Raw genomic sequence first — 24,603 nt, 5'->3', positions numbered from 1 at the left:
ACCCCACAACACACCATTGAACACCAGGAGGCATGATGGCTGACATTCAGAACACCGTGCCTCGCGCCGTCACGCCGCCTTCGGGCCGCGCGCTCGTGCTGCGCGAATTCTGGGCGAACTTCTCGCGCAACAAGGGCGCGGTGGGCGCCGGCGTGATCGTGCTGCTGCTGATCTTCGTCGCGATCTTCGCGCCGCTCATCGCGCCGCACAGCCCCATCGAGCAATATCGCGACTTCGTGAAGATTCCGCCCGCCTGGCTCGACGGCGGCAACTGGAAGTTCATTCTCGGCACCGACGAAGCGGGCCGCGACATCCTCTCGCGTCTCATGTACGGCGCGCGGCTCTCGCTGTGGATCGGCTGCGTTTCGGTCGTGCTCGCGCTGATTCCGGGCATCGTGCTTGGCCTCGTGGCCGCGTTCTTCGAGAAGTGGGCCGATACGCCGATCATGCGTCTCATGGACGTGCTGCTGGCGCTGCCCTCGCTGCTGCTCGCGGTCGCGGTGGTCGCGATCATCGGCCCGGGGCTCACGAACACCATGCTCGCCATCGCGATCGTGGCGCTGCCCGGTTACGTGCGTCTCACGCGCGGTTCCGCTTTGGGCGAACTGCACAAGGAGTACGTGACCGCTTCGCGCGTGGCCGGTGCCGGCACGATGCGCCTGATGTTCTCGCAGGTGCTGCCCAACTGTACGGCACCGCTCATCGTGCAGGCGACGCTCGGCTTTAGCTCGGCGATTCTCGACGCCGCCGCGCTCGGCTTCCTCGGCCTCGGCGTGCAGCCGCCGCGGGCGGAGTGGGGCGCGATGCTCGCCTCGGCGCGCGACTATATCGACAGCGCATGGTGGATCGTCACGATGCCTGGCCTTTCCATCCTGATCTCGGTGCTCGCGATCAACCTGCTCGGCGACGGGCTGCGCGACGCACTCGATCCCAAGCTGAAGCGGATGGCCTGACATGAACAACGAACTTCTCACCATCCGCAACCTGGCCGTGAACTTCAACGGCCTGCCCGCCGTGGACCGCGTGAATCTTTCCGTGGCGCCGGGCGAAGTGCTCGGCATCGTCGGCGAATCGGGCTCGGGCAAGAGCGTGACGATGATGGCGCTCATGGGCCTGATCGACGCGCCGGGCAAGGTCACGGCCGACTCGATCACGTTCAATGGCCGCGATCTCCTCAACGCAACGGGCAAGGAGCGACGCCGCATCGTGGGCAAGGACATCGCCATGGTGTTCCAGGACGCGCTCACGAGCCTGAACCCGAGCTACACCGTCGGCTATCAGATCAAGGAAGTGCTCAAGCTGCACGAAGGCCTGCGCGGCTCGGCGCTGCATGCGCGCGCGCTCGAACTGCTCGACCAGGTGGGCATTCCCGACGCGAAGAACCGCATCGACAACTTCCCGCACCAGATGTCGGGCGGCATGAACCAGCGCGTGATGATCGCGATGGCCGTGGCCTGCAACCCGAAGCTGCTGATCGCCGACGAGCCCACCACGGCGCTCGACGTGACGATCCAGGCGCAGATCATGGAACTGCTCGTGCGCCTGCAGAAGGAGCGCGGCATGGCGCTCGTGCTGATCTCGCACGATCTGGCCGTGGTTTCGGAAGTCGCGCAGCGCGTGGCCGTGATGTACGCGGGCGAGATCATCGAAACGAACCGTGTGCCGGACATCTTTTCGCGTCCGCATCATCCGTACACGGAAGCGCTGCTCGCGGCGATTCCCGAGCACAACAAGGGGGCGATGCGGCTTGCCGCGCTGCCCGGCATGGTGCCCGGCCGCGACGACCGGCCAAGCGGCTGTCTGTTCGCGCCGCGCTGCAAATACGTGGTGGACGACTGCATGAAGGCACGGCCCGCGCTCAACGCGGTGACCGATGAGAGCGGCTATGCGCAAGTGCGCTGCATCAGGCCGCTGAACGCGGCGGTGACGCAATCCAACGGAGGCGCGCGATGAACGCAGTCCAGCAACACGCGGCTCATGAGGATGACAAGGTTCTCGTCGCGGAAGATCTCAAGAAGCACTACAGCGTCAAGCGCGGCATGTTCGGCACCGGTACGGTGAAGGCGCTCAACGGCGTGTCGTTCTCGCTCACGCGCGGACGCACGCTCGCCGTGGTGGGGGAGTCGGGGTGCGGCAAATCGACGCTCGCGCGCCAGCTCACGATGATCGAGCCGCCCACCTCGGGCAAGCTCACCATCGACGGCGAAGACGTTGCGCACGCAAACGCAGCGAAGATCGCCGCGCTGCGCCGGCGCGTGCAAATGGTGTTCCAGAACCCGTTCGCCTCGCTCAACCCGCGCAAGACCGTGGAGCAGACGCTCGGCGAGCCGCTCGCCATCAACACGCGGCTCACGGCGACTGAGCGCGCGGACCGCATTGCGCACATGATGCGCATCGTCGGCCTGCGGCCCGAGCACGCCAAGCGCTATCCGCATATGTTCTCGGGCGGCCAGCGCCAGCGTGTGGCGATCGCGCGCGCGATGATTCTCGACCCGCAGATCGTCGTGGCCGACGAGCCGGTTTCCGCGCTCGACGTCTCGATCCAGGCGCAGATTCTCAATCTGTTCATGGACTTGCAGGAACAGTTCCGCACGAGCTACGTGTTCATTTCGCACAACCTGGCCGTGGTCGAGCACATTGCCGACGACGTGATGGTGATGTATCTGGGCGGCGTGGCGGAACTGGGCGACAAGGACACGGTGATCTCGCGGCCGCGCCATCCGTACACGCGCTCGCTGCTCTCGGCCACACCCGCGATTTTCGAAGCGGACCGCCGCGTGAAGATCAAGCTCGAGGGCGAATTGCCTTCGCCGCTGAACCCGCCCTCTGGTTGCACGTTCCACCAACGTTGTCCATACGCGATCGACAGGTGTCGTAAGGAAGTTCCTGTACTTCGCGAAGTGGACGGCCGTCAGGTATCCTGCCATCGTGCAGAGGAGGTGGGGGAAGAGGATGGGCGGCCTATGCCGGCCTGAAGCGACGGCGGCGCGTCGTTTTATCGTTGCGCGCCGCCAGTTGATGGGCGGCCGTCGCGCCGCCCTTTTCACTGATTTTCCCACCGTTTTCTCCGCCGCTTTTTCAATCGTTCCGGCCGCCGCTTTTGCCGTGGTTGCCGGGCTGTCTACGGCTGGTGGCGTGACATTCGGTGTGGCTTCGGGTTTGGCATTCGGTGTGGCATTGGCGGTAGCGCTGTGCGCGGCGCTCAAGACCGCGTCGAGCAGGGCGCTACGCGCGGTGGTCTCGCTCTCGCTCTCGCTCGCGCTCGGCGTGCTCGCGGGTGCGCCGGACGCGGCATTCGCCGGTGGCGCCGTCGCCAATACGCCCGGTGTGCGGCCGGCCGTCCCCGTGCCGCCAGGTGCTGCGCGCGGCTCGAGCGGTGGCATTCCCGGCTTTCACGCCGCGCCCGCCGTGCCGAGCTACGCCTCCGGCACGACGGCTGGCGGCCCGGTGCGCACGCAGCCAGCGCGCATGCCGTTCTACGTCGCCACGCGCGGCAATCTCACGATCTATCTGCTCGGCACGCTCCATGTGGGCGACCCCGCCGACTATCCGCCTGGCCAGCCGTTTCGCCCGCCGATTCTCGCGGCGCTCGCCGCGTCGCCCATTCTCGCGCTCGAGCTTTCCCCCGACGATCTGCTCGTTTCCCAGGACGATGTCTCGAAATACGGGGTGTGCAAACGGCCCTGCCTGCCGGGCCTCTTGCCCGATCCGCTCTGGCAGAAGCTCGAGGCGCGCATGCGCGGCAATCCCGAGGCGCTTGCCGAAATCCGCAAGATGCGGCCGTGGCTCGCCTCGCTGCTCGTGGAAACCTACGATTCGCTGAGCGCCGGCCTGCAGACCGAATACGGCACCGAGGCGCAACTGCAGAACGTGTTCCTGCGCTGGAAGGGCCGCCGCATCGTGGGGCTGGAGACGCTTGCCGAGCAGATGCGCGCCTTCACGAACCTGAGCCTTGCGCAGCAGCGCGAGATGCTCGCGCAGGATCTCGCCCAAACGCCGGCGCAAAACGTGTCCGACGTGCAAACGCTCCTGCACCTGTGGCGCGTGGGCGACGCCGATGCGATCGCCGCCTGGGAGGCGGCGCGTACCGAAAAACTCTCGCACGACGCGCGGGTGGCGGCGTCGGTCGATAACCGCATCGTCTACGAGCGCAACCGGCGCTTCGTTTCGCGCATGCAGCAGTATGTGGCGCCCAACAAGCCGCTCTTCGTGGCCGTCGGCGCCTTGCACCTGGGCGGCCCGAAAGGCGTGCTCCAGTTGCTGCGCCAGCGTGGGTTCAACGTCGACCCGGGTTGAGCGCCGGCCTCGGCGCCGCTCGCCGCGTCTTTGCGTTCGATCAAAAGTGAGCGCATTTAGTCAACGTTCGATATCGGCCGCCAGAGCGCGCGCCTAGCATGCGGGTTTTGTGCTGCTGAGGTCGCTGCCATGTTCTCTTCGTCCGCCGCTCAGGCGAACGCGCCCTGCGTGAGCGTCGTCACGCCCACCTGGAACCGTGAAGCGTTCTTGCCGCTCGCGTACCGCTCGTTCGCGTCGCAGCGCGCGCCCGGGCTCGAATGGATCGTGATCGACGACAGCGACACGCCCAGCGCCTTCATGGCGAGCCTGAACGACGAGCGCGTGGTGTATCGCCACCTGCGCACGCGTTTGACGGTTGGCGAGAAGCGCAATCTCGCGGCCGAGCTAGCGCGCGGCGAGGTCATCGCGCATTTCGACGACGACGAAGTCTACGCGCCCGACTACCTGAGCACGATGCTCGGGCACATGCGCTTGCACGACGTGCAGTTCGTGAAGCTCGGTGCGTTCTTCCTCTACAGCCGCGTGTATGGCCAGTTCGCGTACTGGGACCTGATGCGCAAGAGCGGCCTGCATTTTTGCTGGAGCGCTCAGCCCATGACGGTGCTCAATTTCCCGCGGGACAACCCGGCCTTCGCCGACAACCATCTGGGCTACGGCTTCAGCTACGTCTATACGAAGCAGTTGTGGGCGGCACAGCCGTTCGAGCCGCGTTCGTTCAACGAAGACGGACGCTTCATCACGGCCGCGCGCTCGCGCGGCGCGCGCATTGCGCTTGTCGCCGACGACGCGGGCCTGTGCCTGCACGTGCTCCATGCTCACAACACGGCGAAATGCTTTCCGCAGTATGTGCTGCCCGAGGTGCTCGTCGCGCGGCATTTTCCGCACTTTTGCGAAGCGCTCGACGCCGCTTCGCTGCGCGCGGCCTGAGCGCTAAACGCTGGCGCAAAAAAGCCGGCTTTCGCCGGCTTTTCGCCCCCAGGCGCCTTCGTTCCGTCAAAACCCGAATACATTCAGCAGCACGATATTGGCCGCGAGAATGCCAAGCGCCGTGGGCACCTGCACGCGTATCACCGCGTTCTTGTCGGGCAGTTCCAGCAGCGCCGCGGGCACCATGTTGAAGTTCGCGGCCATCGGCGTCATGAGCGTGCCGCAGTAGCCCGAGAACATGCCGATGGCGGCCATCATCGCAGGGTTGACGTGGAACATGCCCACCAGCACCGGCACGCCCACGCCGCCCGTCATCACCGGAAACGCGGCGAAGCCGTTGCCCATGATGATCGTGAAGAGCGCCATGCCCACGCAATAGACCACGACCGCGACGAAGCGCACGTCCATGTTGATGTACGACGTCGTCACGTGCGCGACGGCCTTGCCCACGCCCGCGTCCGAGAACACGAGACCGAGCATGCCGAGCATCTGCGGCAGGACGGCGGCCCACGAGAGCGCGTCGACGAGGCGGCGCGTTTCCTTCATCGACTGGCCAACGCTGTCACGCGTGATGATGCAGGCAATCGCGAGCGCGATCACGCAGCCGATGCCGAAACCGATCAACGTGACGTTCTTCGGGTCGATGAGCGGCTTGCCGCCGAATACGAGATGGCTGGCCGCGAGCGTGAGCACGACGGTGATCACGGGGATGGTGAGCGCGGGCACGAAGAGCTTGTTGCCCAGCCGTTTGGCGCTGGCGAGACGGGTTTCGAGCGCGAGCACCTTGGGTTTGGCGGCGGTCACGCCGCCGAGACCCGCGATCAGCGCCATGGCGATCACGAGCACGCCCACGATTTCGACGGGCAGCATGTCGCCGACGAGAAAAATGAGCGCGTAGAGCAGCCAGAAGCCGCCTGCCGTGAAGCGGCGCGGATGCTCGCGGTCCATCACGATCATGCCGCCCACGATGAGCAGCACGATGCCGAGCAGCCAGAAGAGCCAGTTGAGGGTGAGCGTCATGCTTGGTCTCCCTGGCTCTGGTCGGCTGCCGGTGCCGTTGCACCGGCCGGCTTCGCGCCGCCCAGCTCGCGCTCGAGCTTGCGGTCGAGCAGCCAGAGCCGCGTGCCGTGAATCAGAAACGCGCAGATCGCCGTGGGAATGCCCCAGAGCGCCACGTGGATCGGCTCGACCGAAACGCCCGCTTCCTTGAGCAGCGTGACCATCAGCACGATCGCCCCGAACGCGACAAAGATGTCCTCGCCGAAGAAGAGGCCCACGTTGTCGGTCGCGGCCGAGTACGCGCGCAGCTTGTAGCGCACGGCGTCGGAGAGCTTGCCGAAGCGGTTTTCCGTGGCGCCTTCGGCCATCGGCGCGATGAGCGGCCGCACCATTTGCGGATGACCGCCCAGGCCCGTCAGGCCGACCGCCGCGGTGAGTTCGCGCACGAGCAGATAGACGATGAGCAGACGGCCGGCTGTGGCCGCCTTGATGCTGCCGATCCAGATCTGCGCGCGCTCGCGCAGGCCGTGGCGCTCAAGCAGCCCGATCACCGCAAGCGGCAGCAGGATGATGAGCGGGATATTGCGGGTCTTGATGAAGCCGGTGCCGATGGCGGCGAGAATCTTACCGGGAGGAAAGCCCCCGGCGAAACCGGTGACGATGGCCGCCGCGGCGACGATCAGCATCGGATTGAAGCGTAACAAGAAGCCGGCGATGATGACGGCCACCCCGATCAGCGGCCATAAGTTGACGGTGCTCTGCATGTGGATCTCCAAACGTATTGGCTTGTCGTTGATTGCCGCGGGTAGCGGCGTTGACTGCGCGGCTCTGATGGCCGTTCGTACAACTACGAACCTGCTGGGTACAACTACGTCTGCAGCTTGCGCTGCCGGGGATTGCCTTGCGAAAACCTTGGGTATTGCCGTGCACGTAGCGCGCGGCGATTGCCGCGCGCATTGCCGCATTGAAGCTAGGGCGTCAGACCTCGCCTGCGCCCGCCGCGCGCACGCCAATGCCCGCCTCGTCGAGCGCCGTGCGGATGCGCCGCGCGAACGCGAGCGCGTGCGGGCCGTCGCCGTGCAGGCAGATGGTCTGCGCGTTGAGCGGCACCCAGGCGCCGTTCACGGCCTGCACGCGCTGCTCACGGATCATCGCGAGCGTGCGCGTGAGTACGGTGTCTTCGTCGTCGAGCAGCGCGCCCGGCTCGCTGCGCGGCACGAGCGAGCCGTCCGCGCGGTAGCCGCGGTCGGCGAACACTTCCTCGATCGCCACGAGCCCCGCCTCGCGCGCCGCAGTCACGAGCCCGCTGCCCGCGAGCGCGAACACCGTCACCGACGGATCGAAATCATGCACGGCGGAGACGATCGCCTCGGCGATTTGCGGGTCGCGCGCGGCCTGGTTGTACAGCGCGCCGTGCGGCTTCACGTGAGCGATGCGGCCGCCTTCGGCCTGGGCGATCGCGGAAAGCGCGCCTAGCTGGTAGAGCACGCCCGCGTAGATCTCCTCGCGCGGCAGGTTCATCTCCTTGCGGCCGAAGTTCTCGGGGTCGTTGAAGCTCGGATGCGCGCCGATCGACACGCCTTTTTCCACGGCCCAGCGCACGCATTCGCGCATGGCATTGGCGCCGCCTGCGTGCCAGCCGCACGCGATGTTGGCCGAACTCACGAGGTCGAGCAGCGCCTCGTCGGAGCCGCAGCCTTCGCCGAGATCGGCGTTCAGATCGATGGTGGTCATGATGTGTTCCTCTTACTGCTCGTCTTACCGATGGTGCTTGAAAATCACGCGCTCGCGGCCGCGCTTGAAACTACATTCGCGCGGCGGCTCGCATAGCGCTCGTCGTGCATGGCGATCGCGGCGTCGATCTGCCGCAAATAAGCCCGTTCTTCTTCCAGTGCCGCGCGCGCGGCGACCGGCGTCGCTTCCACGAAACGCACGCCGCCGGTGAGCCGCACCTGGGCGAGCTTCCACCAGTCGGCGCGAATCACGGAGCCGATTTTCGGGTAGCCGCCCGTGGTCTGCGCGTCGGCCATCAGCACGATGGGCTGGCCGTTCGGCGGCACCTGAATCGTGCCGGGCAGCACCGCGTGCGAGAGCAGGTCCGCGCTGTTCGTGCGCGCGAGCGGTGTGCCCGTGAGCCGAAAGCCCATGCGGTTGCTGTTGGGGGTGAGCTGCCACTCGTCGGACCAGAACGCGCGTTGCGCTTCGCCCGTGAAGCTGTCGTACTCGGGGCCGCGCAGCACGCGCACAGGCACGGCCCACGCCATGCCGTCCGGATGGCGGCCGCGCCGGTGATGCGGCTCGTCGGCCAGCGCGAAGCTGCACCATACGGGCGCCTTGACGCCGAAGGCCGGCGCGCCCGGGTCCAGCGCGGCGCGCTCGCGGCCCGGCGCGAACGAGGCGCCGGTGGCGAGACGGTCGCCATCTTTGAGCGCGCGGCCCGCGAGGCCGCCGAAGCCCGCCGCAAGGTCGGTGCTGCGCGAGCCGAGCATGGGCAGCACGTCGATGCCGCCCGCCACGCAGACATAGGCGCGCATGCCGCGCTTCGCGCCGTTCAGCACCAGTTCCTCGCCCGCGGCCACGGGCAGGCTCCACCACGACCAGACCGGGCGGCCGCCGAGCGTGGCGCCGAAGTCGGTACCCGTAATGGCGACGCGCGTGGCGCGCGCGAAGCGCAGCGCGACGGGGCCGAAGGTGATTTCGATGCCGGCCGCGTCGGGCCGGTTGCCGACGAGACGGTTGCCCACTTCGAGCGCGAGCGTATCGAGCGCGCCGCCGCTGGCGACGCCCAGATGCCGGTAGCCGGGGCGGCCGAGATCCTGGACCGTGGTGAGCAGGCCCGCGCGCAAGACTTCGATCATGCGTGGAGCTCCGCAATGGTGAAACGCACGCGGTCGCCGGGCATGAGCAGCGTGGGCGGATTGTGCGCAGGGTCGAACAGCTTCGCGGCGGTGCGGCCGATCAGTTGCCAGCCGCCGGGCGACGCAGCCGGATAAATGCCCGTCTGCTCGCCGCCGATGCCTACCGACCCGGCGGGGACGGCCAGGCGCGGCTCGCGGCGGCGCGGCGTGTGCAGCTGGGGTTCGAGTCCGCCGAGATACGCGAAGCCGGGTTGAAAGCCGAGGAAAAACACCGTGTAGACGCCCGCGGCGTGGCGCGCGGCGACGTCGGCGGCAGCGAGCGAGCAGTGTTGCGCGACCGCTTCGAGATCAGGGCCATCGTCGCCGCCATAAACCACGGGTATCTCGACCTCGCGGCCGGCAACGCTCGCGTCTTCGGCGTCGCGCCAGGCTTCCCGGAGCGCGCCGGCGAGCGCCACGGCGTCGGCCGAGAGCGGATCGAAGGTGATCGTCAGATTGTTCATGCCGGGCACCACTTCGCGCACCGGCGCCCAGCCGCGCGCGAGCGCGGCGACGGCCCAGACGCGGCGCTGGACCTCGAGCGTGGCGGGCGGCGGCGCTTCGCAGACAAGCGCTTCGTCACCGAGAGGAAAAATGCGAGGGTCAGAATTCGGCATGTTGGATCGATCAGGGACGGGTTCGACCGGTCGAAAGTTTGCGCAGGCAGACACCCGGCACCATTCCTTCCTAGCGTACATTGTCGATAAATTATCTACAATTTATCAATAAGCGTTTTCGCCAGGCGCACCGAAAACGCGCTGCAATTACACTCACGCCACGCCGCTTTGCCTCTTCGACCACCGACTACCGGGTTACCTGCCATGTCGCGCCAGCCGACCAAGATCGTTTCGTCCGAACATCTCGTCTCCGAGTCGAGCGCCGAGCTTTCCGAGTTCGAGTACGCGCTCATCATGGCGAGCAATGCGTTCAACCGCTGGATGGTGCGCTGCATGTCGGCGGCGGGCGTGAAGGACATGACGCCGATCGAAGTGTCGCTGCTCCATCACGTCGGCCATCGCGAGCGGCGCAAGAAGCTCGCGGATATCTGCTTCGTGCTCAACATCGAGGACACGCACGTGGCCACGTATGCGTTGAAGAAGCTCGTCTCCAGAGGGTATGTAAAAAGCGAAAAGACCGGCAAGGAAGTCTTCTTCTCGGTCACGCCGGAAGGGCAGGCGCTGTGCCTGCGCTATCGCGACGTGCGCGAAAGCTGCCTCATCGCCACGCTCAAGGAAAGCGGCCTCACGAACCAGCAGATTGGCGACGCCGCGCAGCTCATGCGCAATGCGTCGGGGCTCTACGACACGGCCGCGCGCGCGGCGGCTTCGCTTTGAGTCGCGCCTGAGTGACCAGGGCCGCGTTCAGCGCTCGCGCGAACGTTGGCAACGATGCGTGGCGGCTTCGGTCACCACGGCGTCGAGCGGCAGATCGTGCGCCTCGCGCGCGAGCACACCGTCATCAATGCGGCACACTTCGTACGCAATGCCCACCGTGACGGGCAACGCCTCGCCGGGCCAGGCAGCCAGCGTGCGGTCGTAGTAGCCCCCGCCGTAGCCAAGGCGATAGCCGTCGCGATCGAAACCCACGCACGGCACGAGGAGGAGATCGGGCACGATCACTTCCTGCGACTGCGGCTCGGGTATGCCGTGATGGCCTTCGCGCATGGGGGCGTGCGGTGTCCAGGCGTGGAACACGAGCGGCGTGTGGCGCTCGGCAATGGCGGGCAGGGCGGCGCGGCGTGACGCATCGGCGGCGAGCCAGGCGGTGATCCAGGTGCGCGCATCGAACTCGCCGCGCAAGGGCCAATAGAACCCGATCGAACGCGGCGAAAACTGCGCGACGAGTGCATCGAGATGAGCCGTCAGCGCCGCCCCGATTGCCATGTCGGAAGCCGCCTCAATTCGCCGAGGAAGCAGCCTTGCACGCCAGTCCTTTTTGGATTCCGTGTGAGGGTTGCGTGCTATGCTTGGGTTCACCTCGCGCTCCAGAAATAACGATGTCCAAACGCCTTGTCCGAGTATATCGCGTGGTCGGTCTCGCACTGACTGCCGCGGCACTCGTAGCATGCAGCACGGCGGACGCCGTGCGCCCCGTCGCGCTGCCCGTAGGCGCAGTCCTCTCGAACGACGATCAGACTTTCATCCAGCTTCGCGAAGCCGCGCGCAATAACGATCCCGCGCGCGCCGCGCAACTCGCGGCGATGATCCCCGATTACCCGGCGCCGTCGTATCTCGAATACTTCCAGCTCAAGCCGCAACTGTTCGATTCGCAAGGCCACGCGCGCGTGGACGCGCCCGATGCGCCGGTGCTGTCGTTCCTGCAGCGCTACGACGGCCAGGCGATCGCCGACCGTCTGCGCAACGACTATCTGCTCGTGCTGGGCGCGCGCCACGACTGGGCGAACTTCGACCAGCAATACCCGCGCTTCGTGCTCAACGACGACACGCAGGTGAAGTGCTACGCGCTCGAGTCGCGCGCGGCGCGCGGCGAGAACGTCGCGAACGATGCGCGCGGGCTGCTGACCGAGCCGCGCTATTACGGCGACGGCTGCGTCGATCTCATCACCGCGCTTGCGATCAAAGGCCAGTTCTCGAGCGACGACGTGTGGCAGCAGATCCGCCTCGCCTACGAGCAGAACCAGACCGCGGCCGGCGCAAAACTGCTCGACGGCCTGTCGCAGCGTCCCGACCCGACGGCGTTCAGCCAGGCGGTGAGCACACCGCCGCTCACGCTTGCGCAAGGCGTCACCGGCGATCCGCAATCGCATCAGCTCGCACTGCTCGCCGTCACGGTGATGGCGCGCAACGATCCGGCCATGGCCGCCGCGACCTACGCCGCCGTTGCGCCGCAGCTCACCTCGCCGGAGCGCGCGATCGGCTGGGGCACGATCGGTTATCAGGGCGCGCAAAAGCGTTTGCCCGCCGCGATCGACTGGTATCGCCTCTCGGCCAACGCACCGCTTTCGTACCCGGCTTACGAATGGCGTACGCGCGCAGCGCTGCTGGGCGGCGACTGGACGATGGTGCGCTGGTCGATCGAGCAGATGCCGCCCGCGCTGCGCGCGCAACCGTCGTGGGTCTACTGGCACGCGCGCGCGCTGAAGCAGGCGGGCGAAACGGGGCGGGCGAACCAGGAGTTCGCGTCGATCTCGCAGGGCTATCACTTCTACGGCCAGCTCGCGACCGAAGAACTCGGCCAGAAGATCACGATTCCGCCCAAGACCACGGTGAGCGACGCCGAAATCGCCCAGGCCGCGCAAACGCCGGGCTTCGCGCTCGCACAGCGCTTCTACGCGCTGAATCTGCGGCTCGAAGGCAATCGCGAATGGAACTGGCCGCTGCGCGGCATGAGCGATCGCCAGCTGCTCGCCGTCGCCGAGTACGCAAAACGCATCCAGTTGCTCGACCGCACCGTCAACACGGCCGACCGCACGCAAACGGAACACGACTTCTCGCTGCGCTACATCGCGCCGTTCCGCGACGTCGTGGAGCGCGACGCGCAAACCAACGGCCTCGACGTCGAATGGGCCTACGGTCTCATCCGCCAGGAATCGCGTTTCATTCTCAACGCGAAGTCGGGCGTGGGCGCGAGCGGCCTCATGCAGATCATGCCGGCCACGGCGCAGATGGTGGCGAAGAAGATCGGCATTGGCCCGCTGTCGCGCGACCAGCTCAACGATCTCGACACCAATATCCTGCTCGGAACGAACTATTTGTCGATGATCTACAATCAGTTCGATGGCTCCGCCGTGCTCGCCACCGCGGGCTACAACGCCGGGCCGGGGCGCCCGCGCGCATGGCGCCAGACTTTGCAGGGCGGCGTCGAAGGCGCCATCTTCGCGGAAACCATTCCGTTCCAGGAAACCCGCGATTACGTGAAAAACGTGTTGTCGAACACGGTCTACTATGCGGCGCTGTTCGAGGGCCGTCCGCAATCGCTGAAGGCGCGTCTCGGCTATATCACGCCGTAAGCGCCGGGCCGTCAGGCCGCGCCACTTCCCGTCATACGGATCGCGCGCGGCATGACGGCACGCTGCGCGCCCCGCCTTCCGGCCGGCGCGCTGCGGGACGAACCGGACCTCGTACGCGGCGGCGCCGTCTGCCCGAGGAGGTCGAAGATGCGACATCAAGCCATTGCGGTCATCGGCGGTTCGGGATTCATCGGCAGCCATCTCGTCAACGCGCTCGTCGAGGCGGGCAAGGACGTGCGCGTCGCCACCCGCCGCCGCTACAACGCCCGCCATCTCACCCTGCTGCCCATCGACGTGGTCGAGACCGATGTGTCGGATCCGGTTGCGCTCGCGGCCTTCGTCGAAAACGCGGACGCGGTCATCAATCTCGTCGGCACGCTCAATGGCGGCCGCGGCGATCCCTACGGGCCGGGCTTCGCGAAGCTGCATGTGGACTTGCCCACGAAAATCGTCGCCGCCTGCGAAGGCAAGGGCGTGCATCGCCTCATCCACATCAGCGCGCTTGGCGCCGACACGCGTGGGCCCAGCATGTATCTGCGCTCGAAGGGCGACGGCGAGAAAGCCGTGCACGCGGCCACGGCGCTTGCCACGACGATCTTCCGGCCTTCGGTCGTGTTCGGTCCGGAAGACACGTTCCTCAACCGCTTCGCGCTGCTGCAGCGGCTCTTTCCCATGATTCCGCTCGCCATGCCCGACGCGAAGTTCCAGCCCGTGTTCGTGGGCGATGTGTCAAAAGCGATCGTCAACGTGCTCGATCTCGACGCCGCGAGCGGGCACACTTACGAACTCGGCGGCCCGACGGTCTACACGCTCGAGCAGTTGGTCCAGTATTGCGGCGAAGCGGTGGGCCGCCACGCACGCATCGTGCGGCTGCCCGACGCCTTCGGGCGCCTGCAGGCGCTGTCGTTCGAGATGGCGCCCGGCGTGCCGGTGCTCACGCGCGATAATCTCGATTCGATGAAGGTGGACAGCGTGCTTACCGGCCCGCTCGCACCCGAGCTCGATATCGAGCCGGCGAGCATCGAGACGATCGCGCCGCTCTATCTCGCCGACGCCTCGCTGCGCTCGCGGCTGAACATCTTTCGCGCCAGCGCCGGTCGATAACCAGTAAGCGGGCTGCCAGCCCGCGCTCTTTCAACTCACTACGGTCATGTGAACAATGAAGCTCGTAATCGGAGACAAGAACTATTCGTCGTGGTCGATGCGCCCGTGGGTGCTGCTCAAGCACTTCGGCATTGCGTTCGAGGAAGTGCTGATCGAGCTCGACGAGCCGGGCACCAAGTCCTCGATCCTCGCGTTTTCGGCCTCGGGCAAGGTGCCCTGCCTCGTCTCCGACGACGGCTTTTCCGTGTGGGATTCCCTCGCGATTGCCGAGACGCTCGCCGAGCGCTTCCCGCAGCTCGCGCTGTGGCCGCGCGACGCGAACGCGCGGGCCCGCGCGCGCAGCGTGAGTGCGGAGATGCATTCGGGCTTCGGCGAAGTGCGCAACCACATGCCGATGAACATCCGCAAGATCAAGCCCGGCGCCGGTGCCACGCCGGGCGCGCTCGCCGATGTCGCGCGTATCGACGCGCTCTGGCGCGAGTGTCTGGCCGCGAGCGGCGGGCCGTTCCTGTTCGGCGATTTCACCATTGCCGACGCGATGTACGCGCCGGTCGTCATGCGCTTCAACAGCTACCAGCCGAAGCTCTCGCCCGAAGCAGCCGCTTACGCCCAGCGCGTGAGCGCACTGCCTGCGGTGGCCGAATGGGTGGAAGCCGCGCGCCGCGAAACACACATCGTCGCCGACGACGAACGCGACGACGAATGAAGATCTATGTCGTAGGCGGAGCGATTCGCGACGAGAGGCTCGGGCTGCCCGTGCGCGACCGCGACTATGTCGTGGTGGGCGCGACGCCCGAGCAGATGGCCGCGCAGGGTTATCGCCCGGTGGGCAAGGACTTTCCGGTCTTTCTGCATCCCGACACGCACGAGGAGTACGCGCTTGCGCGCACCGAGCGCAAGACGGCGGCGGGCTATCACGGCTTCCAGTTCTTCTACGCGCCCGACGTGACGCTCGAGGAAGACCTCGCGCGGCGCGACCTCACGATCAACGCCATGGCGCAGGAAGTGCAGCCGGGCGGCATGCTCACGGGAGAGGTGGTCGATCCGTTCGGCGGCGCGCGCGATCTCGAAGCGCGCGTGTTTCGCCACGTGAGCGACGCGTTTCTCGAAGACCCCGTGCGCATACTTCGTATCGCGCGTTTTGCCGCGCGTTTCGCCGATTTCACCGTCGCGCCCGAAACGCTCGAACTCATGCGCGAGATGGTCGCTTCGGGCGAAGTCGACGCGCTCGTACCCGAGCGCGTATGGCAGGAAATTGCCCGCGGTCTCATGGAGGCGAAGCCTTCGCGGATGTTCGAAGTGCTGCGCGATTGCGGCGCGCTTGCGCGCGTGCTGCCCGAACTCGACGCGCTATGGGGCGTGCCGCAGCGCGCCGACTATCACCCCGAAATCGATACGGGCGTGCACGTGATGATGGTGATCGACCATGCGGCCGCGCAGGGCTACACGCTGCCGGTGCGCTTCGCGGCGCTCACGCACGATCTCGGCAAAGGCACGACGCCCGAGGACGTGCTGCCGCGTCACATTGGCCATGAAGGGCGCAGCGTCGATCTGCTCAAGCCGCTTTGCGACCGTCTGCGCGTGCCGAACGATTGCCGCGACCTCGCCGTGCTGGTCGCGCGTGAGCATGGCAACGTGCATCGCGTGATGGACATGGGGGCGGCGGCGCTCGTGCGCATGCTCGAGCGATGCGACGCGCTGCGCAAACCGGCGCGGTTTGCCGAGGCGCTGCAGTCCTGCGAGTCGGATTTGCGCGGGCGGCTGAACTGGGAGAACGCGCCTTATCCGCAGGCCGAACGCTTGCGCGTGGCACTCGTGGCCGCGCGCGGCGTGGATGCGGGGGCAATTGCGCGCTCGATCGAGCGTGGCGGCGCCGAGAGAATAAAAGAAGCGGTGCACGAAGCGCGCGTGGCGGCAGTGGAAGGCGCGCTCGCTTCGGCTTGAGCGCGTTGCGCGCGCTCGCTCAGAGCACGCGCACGAGAAACGAGAGCGCCATCGAAAGCACGAGCGTCGACATGAACGGCAGCGGATACTCGCGGCCGAAAATGCGCAGCGTGATGTCGCCGGGCAGCCGCCCGATGCCGAGCTTTTTGAGCCACGGCTGCGCGCTGGAGAGAATCGCGACAGCGATGAAGGTGGTGAGGAACCAGCGGATCATGGTCGCGTGACGTGAGCGTCAGAGTGTGTGGCTGCGGTCGCCGCGCGCGAACGCCGCGATGGTCTCGTCGATGCCGCGCGAAAACGCGATCACCTTGAATAGCTCACCCATCTCCGCTTCGGAAACGAGTTTCTGCACCGCGTTCGCGGCAGGCAGGAAGCGCTGCGGGTCGCGCGGATCGATTTCGCCGAGCACTTCGGTTATGCCCGCGTTCATCAGAAAGCGCGCCTGCGTGGTGTAGCCAAGCAGGTCCGCGCCCGCTTCGACACCGGCTTCGGCAATGCCCGAGAATTCCACGTGCGCGGTGATGTCCTGCAAGCCCGGATAGAGGAACGGGTCGCCGTGCGCCCGGTGCCGGTAGTGGCACATCAACGTGCCTTGCGCGCGCTGCGCATGGTAGTACTCGTGGCGCGGAAATCCATAGTCGATGAAGAACGCCGCGCCACGCTTGAGCATCGTGCAAACCGTGCGCGTGAACGCGAGCGCGGCTTCGTGCGTTTCGCTCACGTAGTCTTCGCTGCCGTCCACACCGGCGAGCGCGCTGTGTGCCCAGCCCGCGTCGCGTCCCGAATTCGCAGGCTGATCGGCGAAGGCGAGGGCGCCTTGCGCGTTCACGCTCACGCCGCGCTCATGCCACACGGCGTCCTTGCGCGCGAACAGGCGCACCGGCATGGCGTCGAGCACCTCGTTGCCGATCACGACGCCTTCGAACTGCGCAGGCAGCGCGTCGAGCCACGTCACGCGATCGAGGAGCGCCGGCGCGAGCTGCGCAATGGTCTCGCGCTGGCGCTCACGCAGCTCGCCCGACAGATCGACGATGGCGTAGGCGTCGAACGGCACGCCTGCGGCGTCGAGTGCGAGCATCACACCCGCGGCGAGGCGGCCCGTGCCCGCACCGAATTCCATCAGGCGATGCGTGCCGCTGGCGGCGAGCGCTTCGCCCACGGCGCGCGCGAGCGTCGCGGCAAAAAGCGGCGAAAGTTCAGGGGCGGTCACGAAGTCGCTGCCGTCGTCGGCGAAGAGGCCAAACTTGCGTGCTCCGCCGCTGTAGTAGCCGAGCCCCGGCGTATAGAGCACGCGCTCCATGTAGCGGTCGAACGGGAGCCACCCGCCCGCCGCCGCGATCTCGGCGCGCAGCGTGGCCGCGAGCGCCTCGGACTGCGCGAGCGCGATCGGCTCGGGAACAGGTAAACTATCGGGTTCGTGAGCTTTCGGATTCATCCCCGCATTGTAAATGAGCGCAACTCCCGGCATCCGCCCGGCTGACGCCGACCTGAGCACATCCGGCGAAGGATCGCGCCCCGATTCCAATGCCCAGGCGCCCGTTGTGCTGGTGACGGGCGGCGCACGCCGCATTGGCCGCGAGCTGTCGCTCGGCTTTGCGGCGCGCGGCTGGGACGTCGCGGTGCACTACGGCGAGTCGCGCGAGGCCGCCGACGAAGTCGTCGCGCAAATCGCTGCGCTGGGCCGCAGGGCCGTGGCGCTGCACGCCGACCTCGGCAACGAAGCGCAGGTGGCGCGGCTCGTCCCGGACTGCGCCGCGGCGCTCGGCCGTCCTGCGTGCGTGCTTAACAATGCGTCGCGCTTCGACGAAGACACCGCGCGGGATGTGGGCTACACGAAGCTGCTGCAGCTCATGGCGATCAACGTGGGGGCGCCGCTCGTGCTGGCGCGCATGCTGTACGAGGCAACGCCCGAGGCAGCGGTGGACGACGAGACGCTGCGCACGTGTGTGATCAACGTGCTCGACCAGAAGCTGTACAACATGAATCCCGACTATCTGTCGTACACGCTGACGAAGGCCGCGTTGCAGAATGCCACCGTCGCGCTCGCTCAGGCGCTCGCGCCGAAGGTGCGCGTAGTGGGGCTCGCGCCCGGCCTCACGCTGCAGTCGGGCGACCAGACGCCGGAGAGCTTCGCGGCCGCGCACCAGGTCACGCCGCTCAAGCGCGCGTCGCGGCCAGCGGATCTCGTGGAAGCCGCGCTGTATCTCGCACGGGCTTCGGGCGTGACGGGCACGACGCTCGTCGTGGACGGCGGCCAGCACCTCGTGCCGCTGCCGCGCGACGTAATGTTTTTGACGGGCAACTAAAGCCCAAACGTGGGTTGCATCAAGATTTGCAACTAAATGCATAGCCCGCTGCGCGCACGACTGCGAGCCCGCGGTGCTAACGAAGACAAAGGAACGCAAGCCGCCGCGCACGAGCGGCTTTGCAGACCGGCTGAACGACCCGCCGGGCGCGCCGCGCCGGCATACGTGCGAACGAACGCACGCTTTTATCGACTGGAACCTGTATGTCCACCGTTTTGCTTCACCCCCGGCTGGCCGATTGCCGCCGGCTTTTCCTGCGCGACTACGAAGTGCACATCAACATCGGCGTGCATGACTTCGAAAAACGCGGCGAACAGCGCGTCGTCATCAATGTCGATCTGTTCGTGCCGCTCGCTACGAGCACGCCGCACGAGGACAAGCTGCGCGAAGTCGTCGACTACGACTTCATGCGCTCGACCGTTGCCGAACGCGTGGGCAAGGGCCATATCCATCTGCAGGAGACGCTTTGCGACGATCTCGCCGCAGCGCTGCTCTCGCACGAACGCGTGCGCGCGGTGCGCGTCTCGACCGAGAAGCCCGACGTTTATCCGGACTGCGACGCGGTGGGCGTCGAGGTCTTTCGCATCAAAGAGGACTGATTCATGAACGCCCCCGAAACGCTCCCCGTTGGCGAGGAAGCCGCGACCGAAGGCACCGGCCGCCAGGCGCTCACGCGCCGCGAGCAGAAGGAAGCCTACGAGAACAACAAGCTGTTCAAGCGCATCGTGCGTCAGGTCGGCCAGGCGATTGGCGACTACAACATGATCGAGAACGGCGACAAGGTCATGGTCTGCCTCTCGGGCGGCAAGGACAGCTACGCGATGCTCGACGTGCTGCTGCGCCTGCGCGAGCGCGCGCCGATCGACTTCGACATCGTCGCGGTGAACCTCGACCAGAAACAGCCGGGCTTTCCGGAGCACGTGCTCCCCGAGTACCTCGACAAGGTGGGCGTGCCGTACCACATCGAGAACCAGGACACGTACAGCATCGTCAAGCGTCTCGTGCCCGAGGGCAAGACCACGTGCTCGCTGTGCTCGCGCCTGCGCCGCGGCATTCTGTACCGCGTGGCGGGCGAACTGGGCGCGACCAAGATCGCGCTCGGCCATCATCGCGACGACATCCTTCAAACGCTGCTGCTGAACCTGTTCTACGGCGGCAAGCTCAAGGGCATGCCGCCCAAGCTGCAGTCGGACGACGGCAAGAACGTCGTGATCCGCCCGCTCGCGTACGTGAAGGAAACCGATCTCGAGAAGTACGCAGTGCTGCGCGAATTCCCGATCATTCCGTGCAACCTGTGCGGCAGCCAGCCGAACCTGAAGCGCGCGGAGATGAAGGCGTTGATCCGCGAGTGGGACAAGCGTTTCCCGGGCCGCGTGGAAAACATGTTCAACGCGCTCGGCAACGTCGTGCCCTCGCACCTCATGGACGCGAACCTGTTCAACTTCGCGGACCTGCGCGCAACGGGCGTGGCCGATCCGGCCGGCGATATCGCGTTCGACGAGGAGCCGTGCTCGACCGACGCGGCGCCTGCCGAAGGCACGGCCATCAAGTTCACGCCGTTCGACGATCTTTGAGCCTTCCCTGTGGTTTTGCCTTAAACGCTCCGACCCCAAGTCGGGGCGTTTTTCATTTCGGGCCGATGTCCTGAAAAGCAGTTGTAAAACAGTGTTTATCGGGGCACGAGAGCCCGCCTGGCCGGCGTGTCGGGGATATCCCGCATGCTAAAATCAGCCGCTTCATTCCTTATTCAGTCACTGATGCAATGAACATCGTGATCCTCGCGGCAGGCATGGGCAAACGCATGCACTCCGCGCTGCCGAAAGTGCTCCATCCGCTCGCCGGCAAGCCGCTCCTCTCGCACGTTATCGATACTGCCCGCACGCTGTCGCCCACCCGACTCGTCGTCGTGGTCGGCCATGGCGGCGAAGCCGTGCGCGAAGCCGTTGGCGCGCCCGACGTCCAGTTCGCGCTGCAGGCGCAGCAGCTCGGCACGGGCCACGCGCTCGCGCAGGCGCTGCCGCTGCTCGACGCGAACGTGCCCACGCTTGTGCTCTACGGCGACGTGCCGCTCACGCGCGCTTCCACGCTCGAGCGTCTGGTCGATACCGCGGGTGAGAACGGCTACGGCATCTTGACCGTCACGCTCGACGACCCGACCGGCTACGGCCGCATCGTGCGCGACGCGGCGGGCCAGGTCGAGCGCATCGTCGAGCAGAAAGACGCGAACGAAGCCCAGCGCAAGATCGCCGAGATCAACACCGGCATCGTCGTGACGCCTACTGCGCCCCTCGCGGGCTGGCTTGCGGCGCTCAGGAACGACAACGCGCAGGGCGAGTATTACCTCACCGATGTCGTGGAAGCCGCGATCGCCGCCGGTCATCCGGCCGTGACCGCACAGCCCGACGACGAATGGGAAACGCTCGGCGTGAACAGCAAGCAGCAGCTTGCCGAACTCGAGCGCGTGCATCAGCGCACGGTGGCCGAGGCGCTGCTCGTGGCGGGTGTCACGCTCGCGGACCCTGCGCGCATCGACGTGCGCGGCTCGCTTAAATGCGGGCGCGACGTGTTCATCGACGTGAACTGCGTGTTCGAAGGCGAGGTGACGCTGGCGGACAACGTGAGCGTGGGCCCGAACTGCGTGATTCGCAGCGCGTCGATCGGCGCGGGCACGCGCGTGGACGCCTACACGCACATCGAAAACGCAGCGGTTGGCGCGAACGCGGTGCTAGGTCCCTATGCGCGGCTGCGCCCCGGTGCGAAGCTCGCCGACGACGTGCACGTGGGCAACTTCGTCGAAGTGAAGAACGCGAACATCGGCGTGGGCTCGAAGGCGAATCACCTGAGCTACGTCGGCGACGCCGACGTGGGCGCGGGCGTGAACATCGGCGCGGGCACCATCACCTGCAACTACGACGGCGCGAACAAGCACCGCACGATCATCGAGGACAACGTGTTCGTGGGTTCGGATACGCAGCTCGTCGCGCCCGTGCGCGTGGGCCGCGGCGTGACCATCGCAGCGGGCACGACGGTGTGGAAGGACGTGCCTGAAGCCACGCTCGTGCTCAACGAGAAAACGCAGATCGCGAAAACCGGCTACGTTCGGCCGGTCAAGAAAAAGAACTGAACGGTTGAAACCCGGCGCCGCTCGCGTGAAAACGCGCGGCGCCCACGCCTCTCATTGCAAAGGATCGAATCCATGTGCGGCATCGTCGGCGCGGTTGCGCAACGTAATATCGTTCCCGTCCTGATCGAAGGACTGCGGCGCCTCGAATATCGCGGCTACGACTCGTGCGGCGTGGCCGTCGTGACGGCCGACGGCCCGCAGCGCGTGCGCAGCGTCGCCCGCGTGGCCGAACTCGACGAGCAGGTTAGCGAGGCTCACTTCGAAGGCGTGACCGGCATCGCGCATACGCGCTGGGCGACGCACGGCGCGCCCACGGTGAACAACGCGCACCCGATCTTCTCGCGCGACACGCTCGCGATCGTGCACAACGGCATCATCGAGAACTACGAGTCGCTGCGCGACATGCTGCGCGCGAAGGGCTACGAATTCGTTTCGCAAACCGACACCGAAGTCATCGCCCATCTGATCCACAGCCTGTATCAAGGCGACCTGTTCGCCGCCGTGCGCGCGGCCGTGCAGCAGCTCGCGGGCGCGTATGCGATCGGCGTGGTGCACAAGAGCCAGCCGCATACGGTGGTTGGCGCGCGCGCCGGTTCGCCGCTCGTGGTGGGCTATGGCAAGGGTGAGAACTTCATCGCGTCGGACGGCCTCGCCATTGCGGGCAGCGCCGAGCACATCAGTTATCTGGAAGAAGGCGATGTGTGCGAGATCACGCTGGAAGGCGTACGCATTGCCGATCGCGCGGGCAACATCGTGACGCGCGAAGTGCGCGACGTGCAGGCCTACGGCGCATACGGCGGCGCGGTCGATCTCGGCCCGTATCGCCACTACATGCAGAAGGAAATCTTCGAGCAGCCGCGCGCGATCTCGGACACGATTCCCGCCACCGACGCGTTCACGCCCGATCTGTTCGGCGACAACGCGCTCGAAGTGTTCAAGGGCATCGACAGCATCCTGATTCTCGCGTGCGGCACGAGCTATTACGCGGGCCTCACGGCGAAGTACTGGCTCGAGTCGGTGGCGAAGATCCGCACCGATGTCGAGATCGCGAGCGAATACCGCTATCGCGAGTCGGTGCCGAATCCGCGCGCGCTCGTCGTGACGATCTCGCAGTCGGGCGAAACCGCCGACACGCTCGCCGCGCTCAAGCACGCGCAGTCGCTCGGCATGGAGCACACGCTCGCGGTGTGCAACGTGGCGACGAGCGCGATGGTGCGCCTCACTGAACTCAAGTTCCTCACGCACGCGGGGCGCGAGATTGGCGTGGCGTCGACGAAGGCCTTCACCACGCAGCTCGTTGGCCTCTTTATTCTCGCGGTCACGCTCGGCAAGTTGCGCGGTCACGTGAATGCCGAGCAGGAAGCCGCGCATCTGAAACTGCTGCGCCACCTGCCGGCCGCGCTCAACGGCGTGCTCGCGCTGGAGCCGCAGATCATCGCGTGGTCGGAAGAGTTCGCGCGCAAGGAAAACGCGCTGTTTCTCGGGCGCGGGCTGCACTACCCGATCGCGCTCGAAGGCGCGCTCAAGCTCAAGGAAATCTCGTACATCCACGCCGAGGCGTATCCGGCAGGCGAGCTCAAGCACGGACCGCTGGCGCTCGTGACCGAGGCGATGCCCGTGGTGACGGTGGCGCCCAACGACGCGCTGCTCGAAAAGCTCAAGTCGAACATGCAGGAAGTGCGCGCGCGCGGCGGCCAGCTTTATGTGTTCGCCGATGCCGACACGCACATCACGAGCGAAGACGGCATTCACGTGATTCGCATGCCGGAGCACTACGGGCTGCTTTCGCCGATCCTGCACGTCGTGCCGCTGCAACTGCTCGCGTATCACACGGCGTGCGTGCGCGGCACCGATGTGGACAAGCCGCGTAACCTCGCGAAGTCGGTGACGGTGGAGTGAGGTTTATCGCGCGCTGATTGTGCTTGTTTGTGCTTGTTGAAAAAGGGATGCCACAACGGCATCCCTTTTTTGTTTCGTCGATCGCAGCAGGAGCCGTTGAGAGGCCGCACAGGCGGCTGCCGTGGTTCGCCGCGCCCGCCAGGATGCTCTGACGCCCTGGGACGCCTCAGCGGCAGCGTAGTGCGCTCGTTGAGACCGTGAGTGCAATCGCCATTGCGTCCCTCAGCCGAAACGCTGCTGTAAGGTCATAATGTCGCCGTTCGATCAAGGAGGCGAAAGTGGCAAACGTGGCGCAACCCCGGCAACCCGGGCAGTCCGGCAGACTCCCCCGCCTGTTCGTGTTTTCCGGCGCAGGGCTCTCGGCGGAGAGCGGCATTTCGACGTTCCGCACCGGCGACGGCATCTGGTCCCACGCGAGCATCGACGAGGTTTGCAACTACCTCACGTGGCGCCGCAACCGACCCGCGGTTTTCCGTTTCTACAACCAACGCATTGCCGAATGCAGCGACGCGCGTCCGAACGCCGCCCACGAGTTGCTCGCGAAGTGGCAGGACAGCTGGGGCACGGAGCGCGTGCATCTCGTCACGCAGAACATCGACGACATGCTCGAGCAGGCCGGCGCGCGTCAGGTCACGCATCTGCACGGCGACATGATTTCGCTTCTGTGCACCGACTGCGACTATCGCTTCCCGACCTCCGGCCGGGCGCTCGATCCCCAGGCCGCCTGTCCGTCGTGCGGGCAGGTGGAGGGCGTGAAGCCGGGCGTGGTGTTCTTCAACGAGGCCGCGCCCGAGTACGAGACGCTCTGGCGCATTCAGCGCGACATGACACCTGACGATCTTTTCATCGCCGTAGGGACGGCGTTCGAGGTGATCCCGCCCGAGCGGCTTCTGCCGCCGGAGCGTTGCGGGCATTACGCGCGCAACTTCCTCGTCGATCCTGCGCCGCGCCGCACGGAATGCTTCGGCGTTGTCGAAGCCAAGCCCGCGACCATCGGTTTGGTCCATCTCGAGCCGACAATCGAGCAAATGATGGCGTGCGGCTAACGCCCACGTTGTACTCACGCGATGCATTCAGCAAGGGCGTGCCTCCTCGGGAGGCACGCCCTTTTTCATGTGCGCATGCGTGCGACACTCG

The 24,603-nt window shown here is 66.4% G+C and carries 24 protein-coding genes; 16 read left to right on the top strand and 8 right to left on the bottom strand.

Annotated elements, in window-relative coordinates:
* Positions 1-35 precede the first annotated feature (35 nt).
* The 5 genes from U5A65_RS33020 to U5A65_RS33000 all read left to right on the top strand — a co-directional run bounded on the left by U5A65_RS33020 (position 36) and on the right by U5A65_RS33000 (position 5,223).
* On the top strand, positions 36-953 hold the full coding sequence (locus U5A65_RS33020; protein ID WP_321915306.1) for an ABC transporter permease subunit: 918 nt from the start codon (positions 36-38) through the stop codon (positions 951-953).
* Between the two features lies 1 nt (position 954).
* Positions 955-1,953 carry an ABC transporter ATP-binding protein gene (locus tag U5A65_RS33015; protein WP_321915305.1) on the top strand — a complete coding sequence of 333 codons (999 nt, stop codon included), beginning with the start codon at positions 955-957 and terminating at the stop codon, positions 1,951-1,953.
* Complete coding sequence (locus U5A65_RS33010) at positions 1,950-2,975, top strand: peptide ABC transporter ATP-binding protein (protein ID WP_321915304.1); 1,026 nt, start codon at positions 1,950-1,952, stop codon at positions 2,973-2,975. The genes U5A65_RS33015 and U5A65_RS33010 overlap by 4 nt, the downstream gene beginning before the upstream one ends.
* A gap of 160 nt (positions 2,976-3,135) precedes the next feature.
* Positions 3,136-4,296: a TraB/GumN family protein gene (locus U5A65_RS33005; RefSeq protein ID WP_321948954.1), complete on the top strand. Its 1,161-nt coding sequence runs from the start codon at positions 3,136-3,138 to the stop codon at positions 4,294-4,296.
* 129 nt (positions 4,297-4,425) lie between these two features.
* Positions 4,426-5,223: a glycosyltransferase family 2 protein gene (locus U5A65_RS33000; protein WP_321937093.1), complete on the top strand. Its 798-nt coding sequence runs from the start codon at positions 4,426-4,428 to the stop codon at positions 5,221-5,223.
* 66 nt (positions 5,224-5,289) lie between these two features.
* Here the strand turns inward: U5A65_RS33000 and U5A65_RS32995 are convergent, their stop codons facing one another.
* The 5 genes from U5A65_RS32995 to pxpB form a co-directional block, all read right to left on the bottom strand.
* Positions 5,290-6,243, bottom strand: coding sequence for a DUF979 domain-containing protein (locus U5A65_RS32995; protein ID WP_321915301.1), 954 nt, complete (start codon positions 6,241-6,243; stop codon positions 5,290-5,292).
* A complete protein-coding gene (locus tag U5A65_RS32990) occupies positions 6,240-6,986 on the bottom strand; it encodes a DUF969 domain-containing protein (protein WP_321948953.1) in 747 nt (248 codons plus the stop codon). Before U5A65_RS32990 ends, U5A65_RS32995 begins: the two co-directional genes overlap by 4 nt.
* Before the next feature lie 214 nt (positions 6,987-7,200).
* On the bottom strand, positions 7,201-7,956 hold the full coding sequence (gene pxpA, locus U5A65_RS32985; RefSeq protein WP_321937095.1) for a 5-oxoprolinase subunit PxpA: 756 nt from the start codon (positions 7,954-7,956) through the stop codon (positions 7,201-7,203).
* A gap of 44 nt (positions 7,957-8,000) precedes the next feature.
* Complete coding sequence (locus tag U5A65_RS32980) at positions 8,001-9,080, bottom strand: biotin-dependent carboxyltransferase family protein (protein ID WP_321915298.1); 1,080 nt, start codon at positions 9,078-9,080, stop codon at positions 8,001-8,003.
* Positions 9,077-9,736 (bottom strand): 5-oxoprolinase subunit PxpB, encoded by a 660-nt coding sequence (gene pxpB / locus U5A65_RS32975; RefSeq protein WP_321915297.1) that lies wholly within the window; start codon positions 9,734-9,736, stop codon positions 9,077-9,079. Before pxpB ends, U5A65_RS32980 begins: the two co-directional genes overlap by 4 nt.
* A gap of 204 nt (positions 9,737-9,940) precedes the next feature.
* On the opposite strand from pxpB, the gene U5A65_RS32970 reads away from it, so the two are divergent.
* Positions 9,941-10,453: a winged helix DNA-binding protein gene (locus U5A65_RS32970; RefSeq protein ID WP_028212076.1), complete on the top strand. Its 513-nt coding sequence runs from the start codon at positions 9,941-9,943 to the stop codon at positions 10,451-10,453.
* Positions 10,454-10,480: 27 nt separating this feature from the next.
* On the opposite strand, the gene U5A65_RS32965 is transcribed toward U5A65_RS32970, so the two are convergent.
* Positions 10,481-11,107, bottom strand: a complete 627-nt coding sequence (locus U5A65_RS32965) for a 5-formyltetrahydrofolate cyclo-ligase (protein WP_321948976.1) — start codon at positions 11,105-11,107, stop codon at positions 10,481-10,483.
* A gap of 8 nt (positions 11,108-11,115) precedes the next feature.
* Between U5A65_RS32965 and U5A65_RS32960 the strand changes: the two genes are divergently transcribed.
* The 4 genes from U5A65_RS32960 to U5A65_RS32945 all read left to right on the top strand — a co-directional run bounded on the left by U5A65_RS32960 (position 11,116) and on the right by U5A65_RS32945 (position 16,137).
* Entirely contained in the window at positions 11,116-13,089 is a 1,974-nt protein-coding gene (locus tag U5A65_RS32960) for a lytic transglycosylase domain-containing protein (protein ID WP_321937098.1), read from the top strand.
* Positions 13,090-13,236: 147 nt separating this feature from the next.
* Positions 13,237-14,193 (top strand): complex I NDUFA9 subunit family protein, encoded by a 957-nt coding sequence (locus tag U5A65_RS32955; RefSeq protein WP_321937099.1) that lies wholly within the window; start codon positions 13,237-13,239, stop codon positions 14,191-14,193.
* Between the two features lie 55 nt (positions 14,194-14,248).
* Positions 14,249-14,899: a glutathione S-transferase family protein gene (locus tag U5A65_RS32950; protein WP_321937101.1), complete on the top strand. Its 651-nt coding sequence runs from the start codon at positions 14,249-14,251 to the stop codon at positions 14,897-14,899.
* Complete coding sequence (locus U5A65_RS32945) at positions 14,896-16,137, top strand: multifunctional CCA addition/repair protein (RefSeq protein WP_321948952.1); 1,242 nt, start codon at positions 14,896-14,898, stop codon at positions 16,135-16,137. Before U5A65_RS32950 ends, U5A65_RS32945 begins: the two co-directional genes overlap by 4 nt.
* A 19-nt stretch (positions 16,138-16,156) precedes the next feature.
* Here the strand turns inward: U5A65_RS32945 and U5A65_RS32940 are convergent, their stop codons facing one another.
* Together U5A65_RS32940 and U5A65_RS32935 are read right to left on the bottom strand one after the other, a co-directional pair.
* The gene (locus tag U5A65_RS32940) at positions 16,157-16,351 is read right to left on the bottom strand and encodes a DUF2905 domain-containing protein (RefSeq protein ID WP_321915292.1); all 195 of its coding nucleotides are present in this window, start codon (positions 16,349-16,351) and stop codon (positions 16,157-16,159) included.
* Between the two features lie 18 nt (positions 16,352-16,369).
* A complete protein-coding gene (locus U5A65_RS32935; RefSeq protein WP_321915291.1) occupies positions 16,370-17,572 on the bottom strand; it encodes a class I SAM-dependent methyltransferase in 1,203 nt (400 codons plus the stop codon).
* Positions 17,573-17,585: 13 nt separating this feature from the next.
* Between U5A65_RS32935 and U5A65_RS32930 the strand changes: the two genes are divergently transcribed.
* The 6 genes from U5A65_RS32930 to U5A65_RS32905 all read left to right on the top strand — a co-directional run bounded on the left by U5A65_RS32930 (position 17,586) and on the right by U5A65_RS32905 (position 24,512).
* Positions 17,586-18,443 carry an SDR family oxidoreductase gene (locus U5A65_RS32930; protein WP_321915290.1) on the top strand — a complete coding sequence of 286 codons (858 nt, stop codon included), beginning with the start codon at positions 17,586-17,588 and terminating at the stop codon, positions 18,441-18,443.
* 203 nt (positions 18,444-18,646) lie between these two features.
* Positions 18,647-19,042, top strand: a complete 396-nt coding sequence (locus U5A65_RS32925; RefSeq protein WP_321915289.1) for a dihydroneopterin aldolase — start codon at positions 18,647-18,649, stop codon at positions 19,040-19,042.
* A gap of 3 nt (positions 19,043-19,045) precedes the next feature.
* Positions 19,046-20,017 carry a tRNA 2-thiocytidine(32) synthetase TtcA gene (gene ttcA, locus U5A65_RS32920; RefSeq protein ID WP_321915288.1) on the top strand — a complete coding sequence of 324 codons (972 nt, stop codon included), beginning with the start codon at positions 19,046-19,048 and terminating at the stop codon, positions 20,015-20,017.
* Positions 20,018-20,205: 188 nt separating this feature from the next.
* Positions 20,206-21,567 (top strand): bifunctional UDP-N-acetylglucosamine diphosphorylase/glucosamine-1-phosphate N-acetyltransferase GlmU, encoded by a 1,362-nt coding sequence (gene glmU, locus U5A65_RS32915; protein WP_321948951.1) that lies wholly within the window; start codon positions 20,206-20,208, stop codon positions 21,565-21,567.
* A 72-nt stretch (positions 21,568-21,639) separates the two neighbouring features.
* Entirely contained in the window at positions 21,640-23,466 is a 1,827-nt protein-coding gene (gene glmS / locus U5A65_RS32910; RefSeq protein ID WP_321948950.1) for a glutamine--fructose-6-phosphate transaminase (isomerizing), read from the top strand.
* 278 nt (positions 23,467-23,744) lie between these two features.
* Positions 23,745-24,512 carry an SIR2 family NAD-dependent protein deacylase gene (locus tag U5A65_RS32905; protein ID WP_321915285.1) on the top strand — a complete coding sequence of 256 codons (768 nt, stop codon included), beginning with the start codon at positions 23,745-23,747 and terminating at the stop codon, positions 24,510-24,512.
* Positions 24,513-24,603 lie beyond the last annotated feature (91 nt).

Source organism: Paraburkholderia sp. J10-1 (assembly GCF_905220165.1).
Taxonomy (GTDB): domain Bacteria; phylum Pseudomonadota; class Gammaproteobacteria; order Burkholderiales; family Burkholderiaceae; genus Paraburkholderia.
Note: the sequence above shows the minus strand (reverse complement) of the source record. Positions and strands in the feature narration are given on the sequence as shown.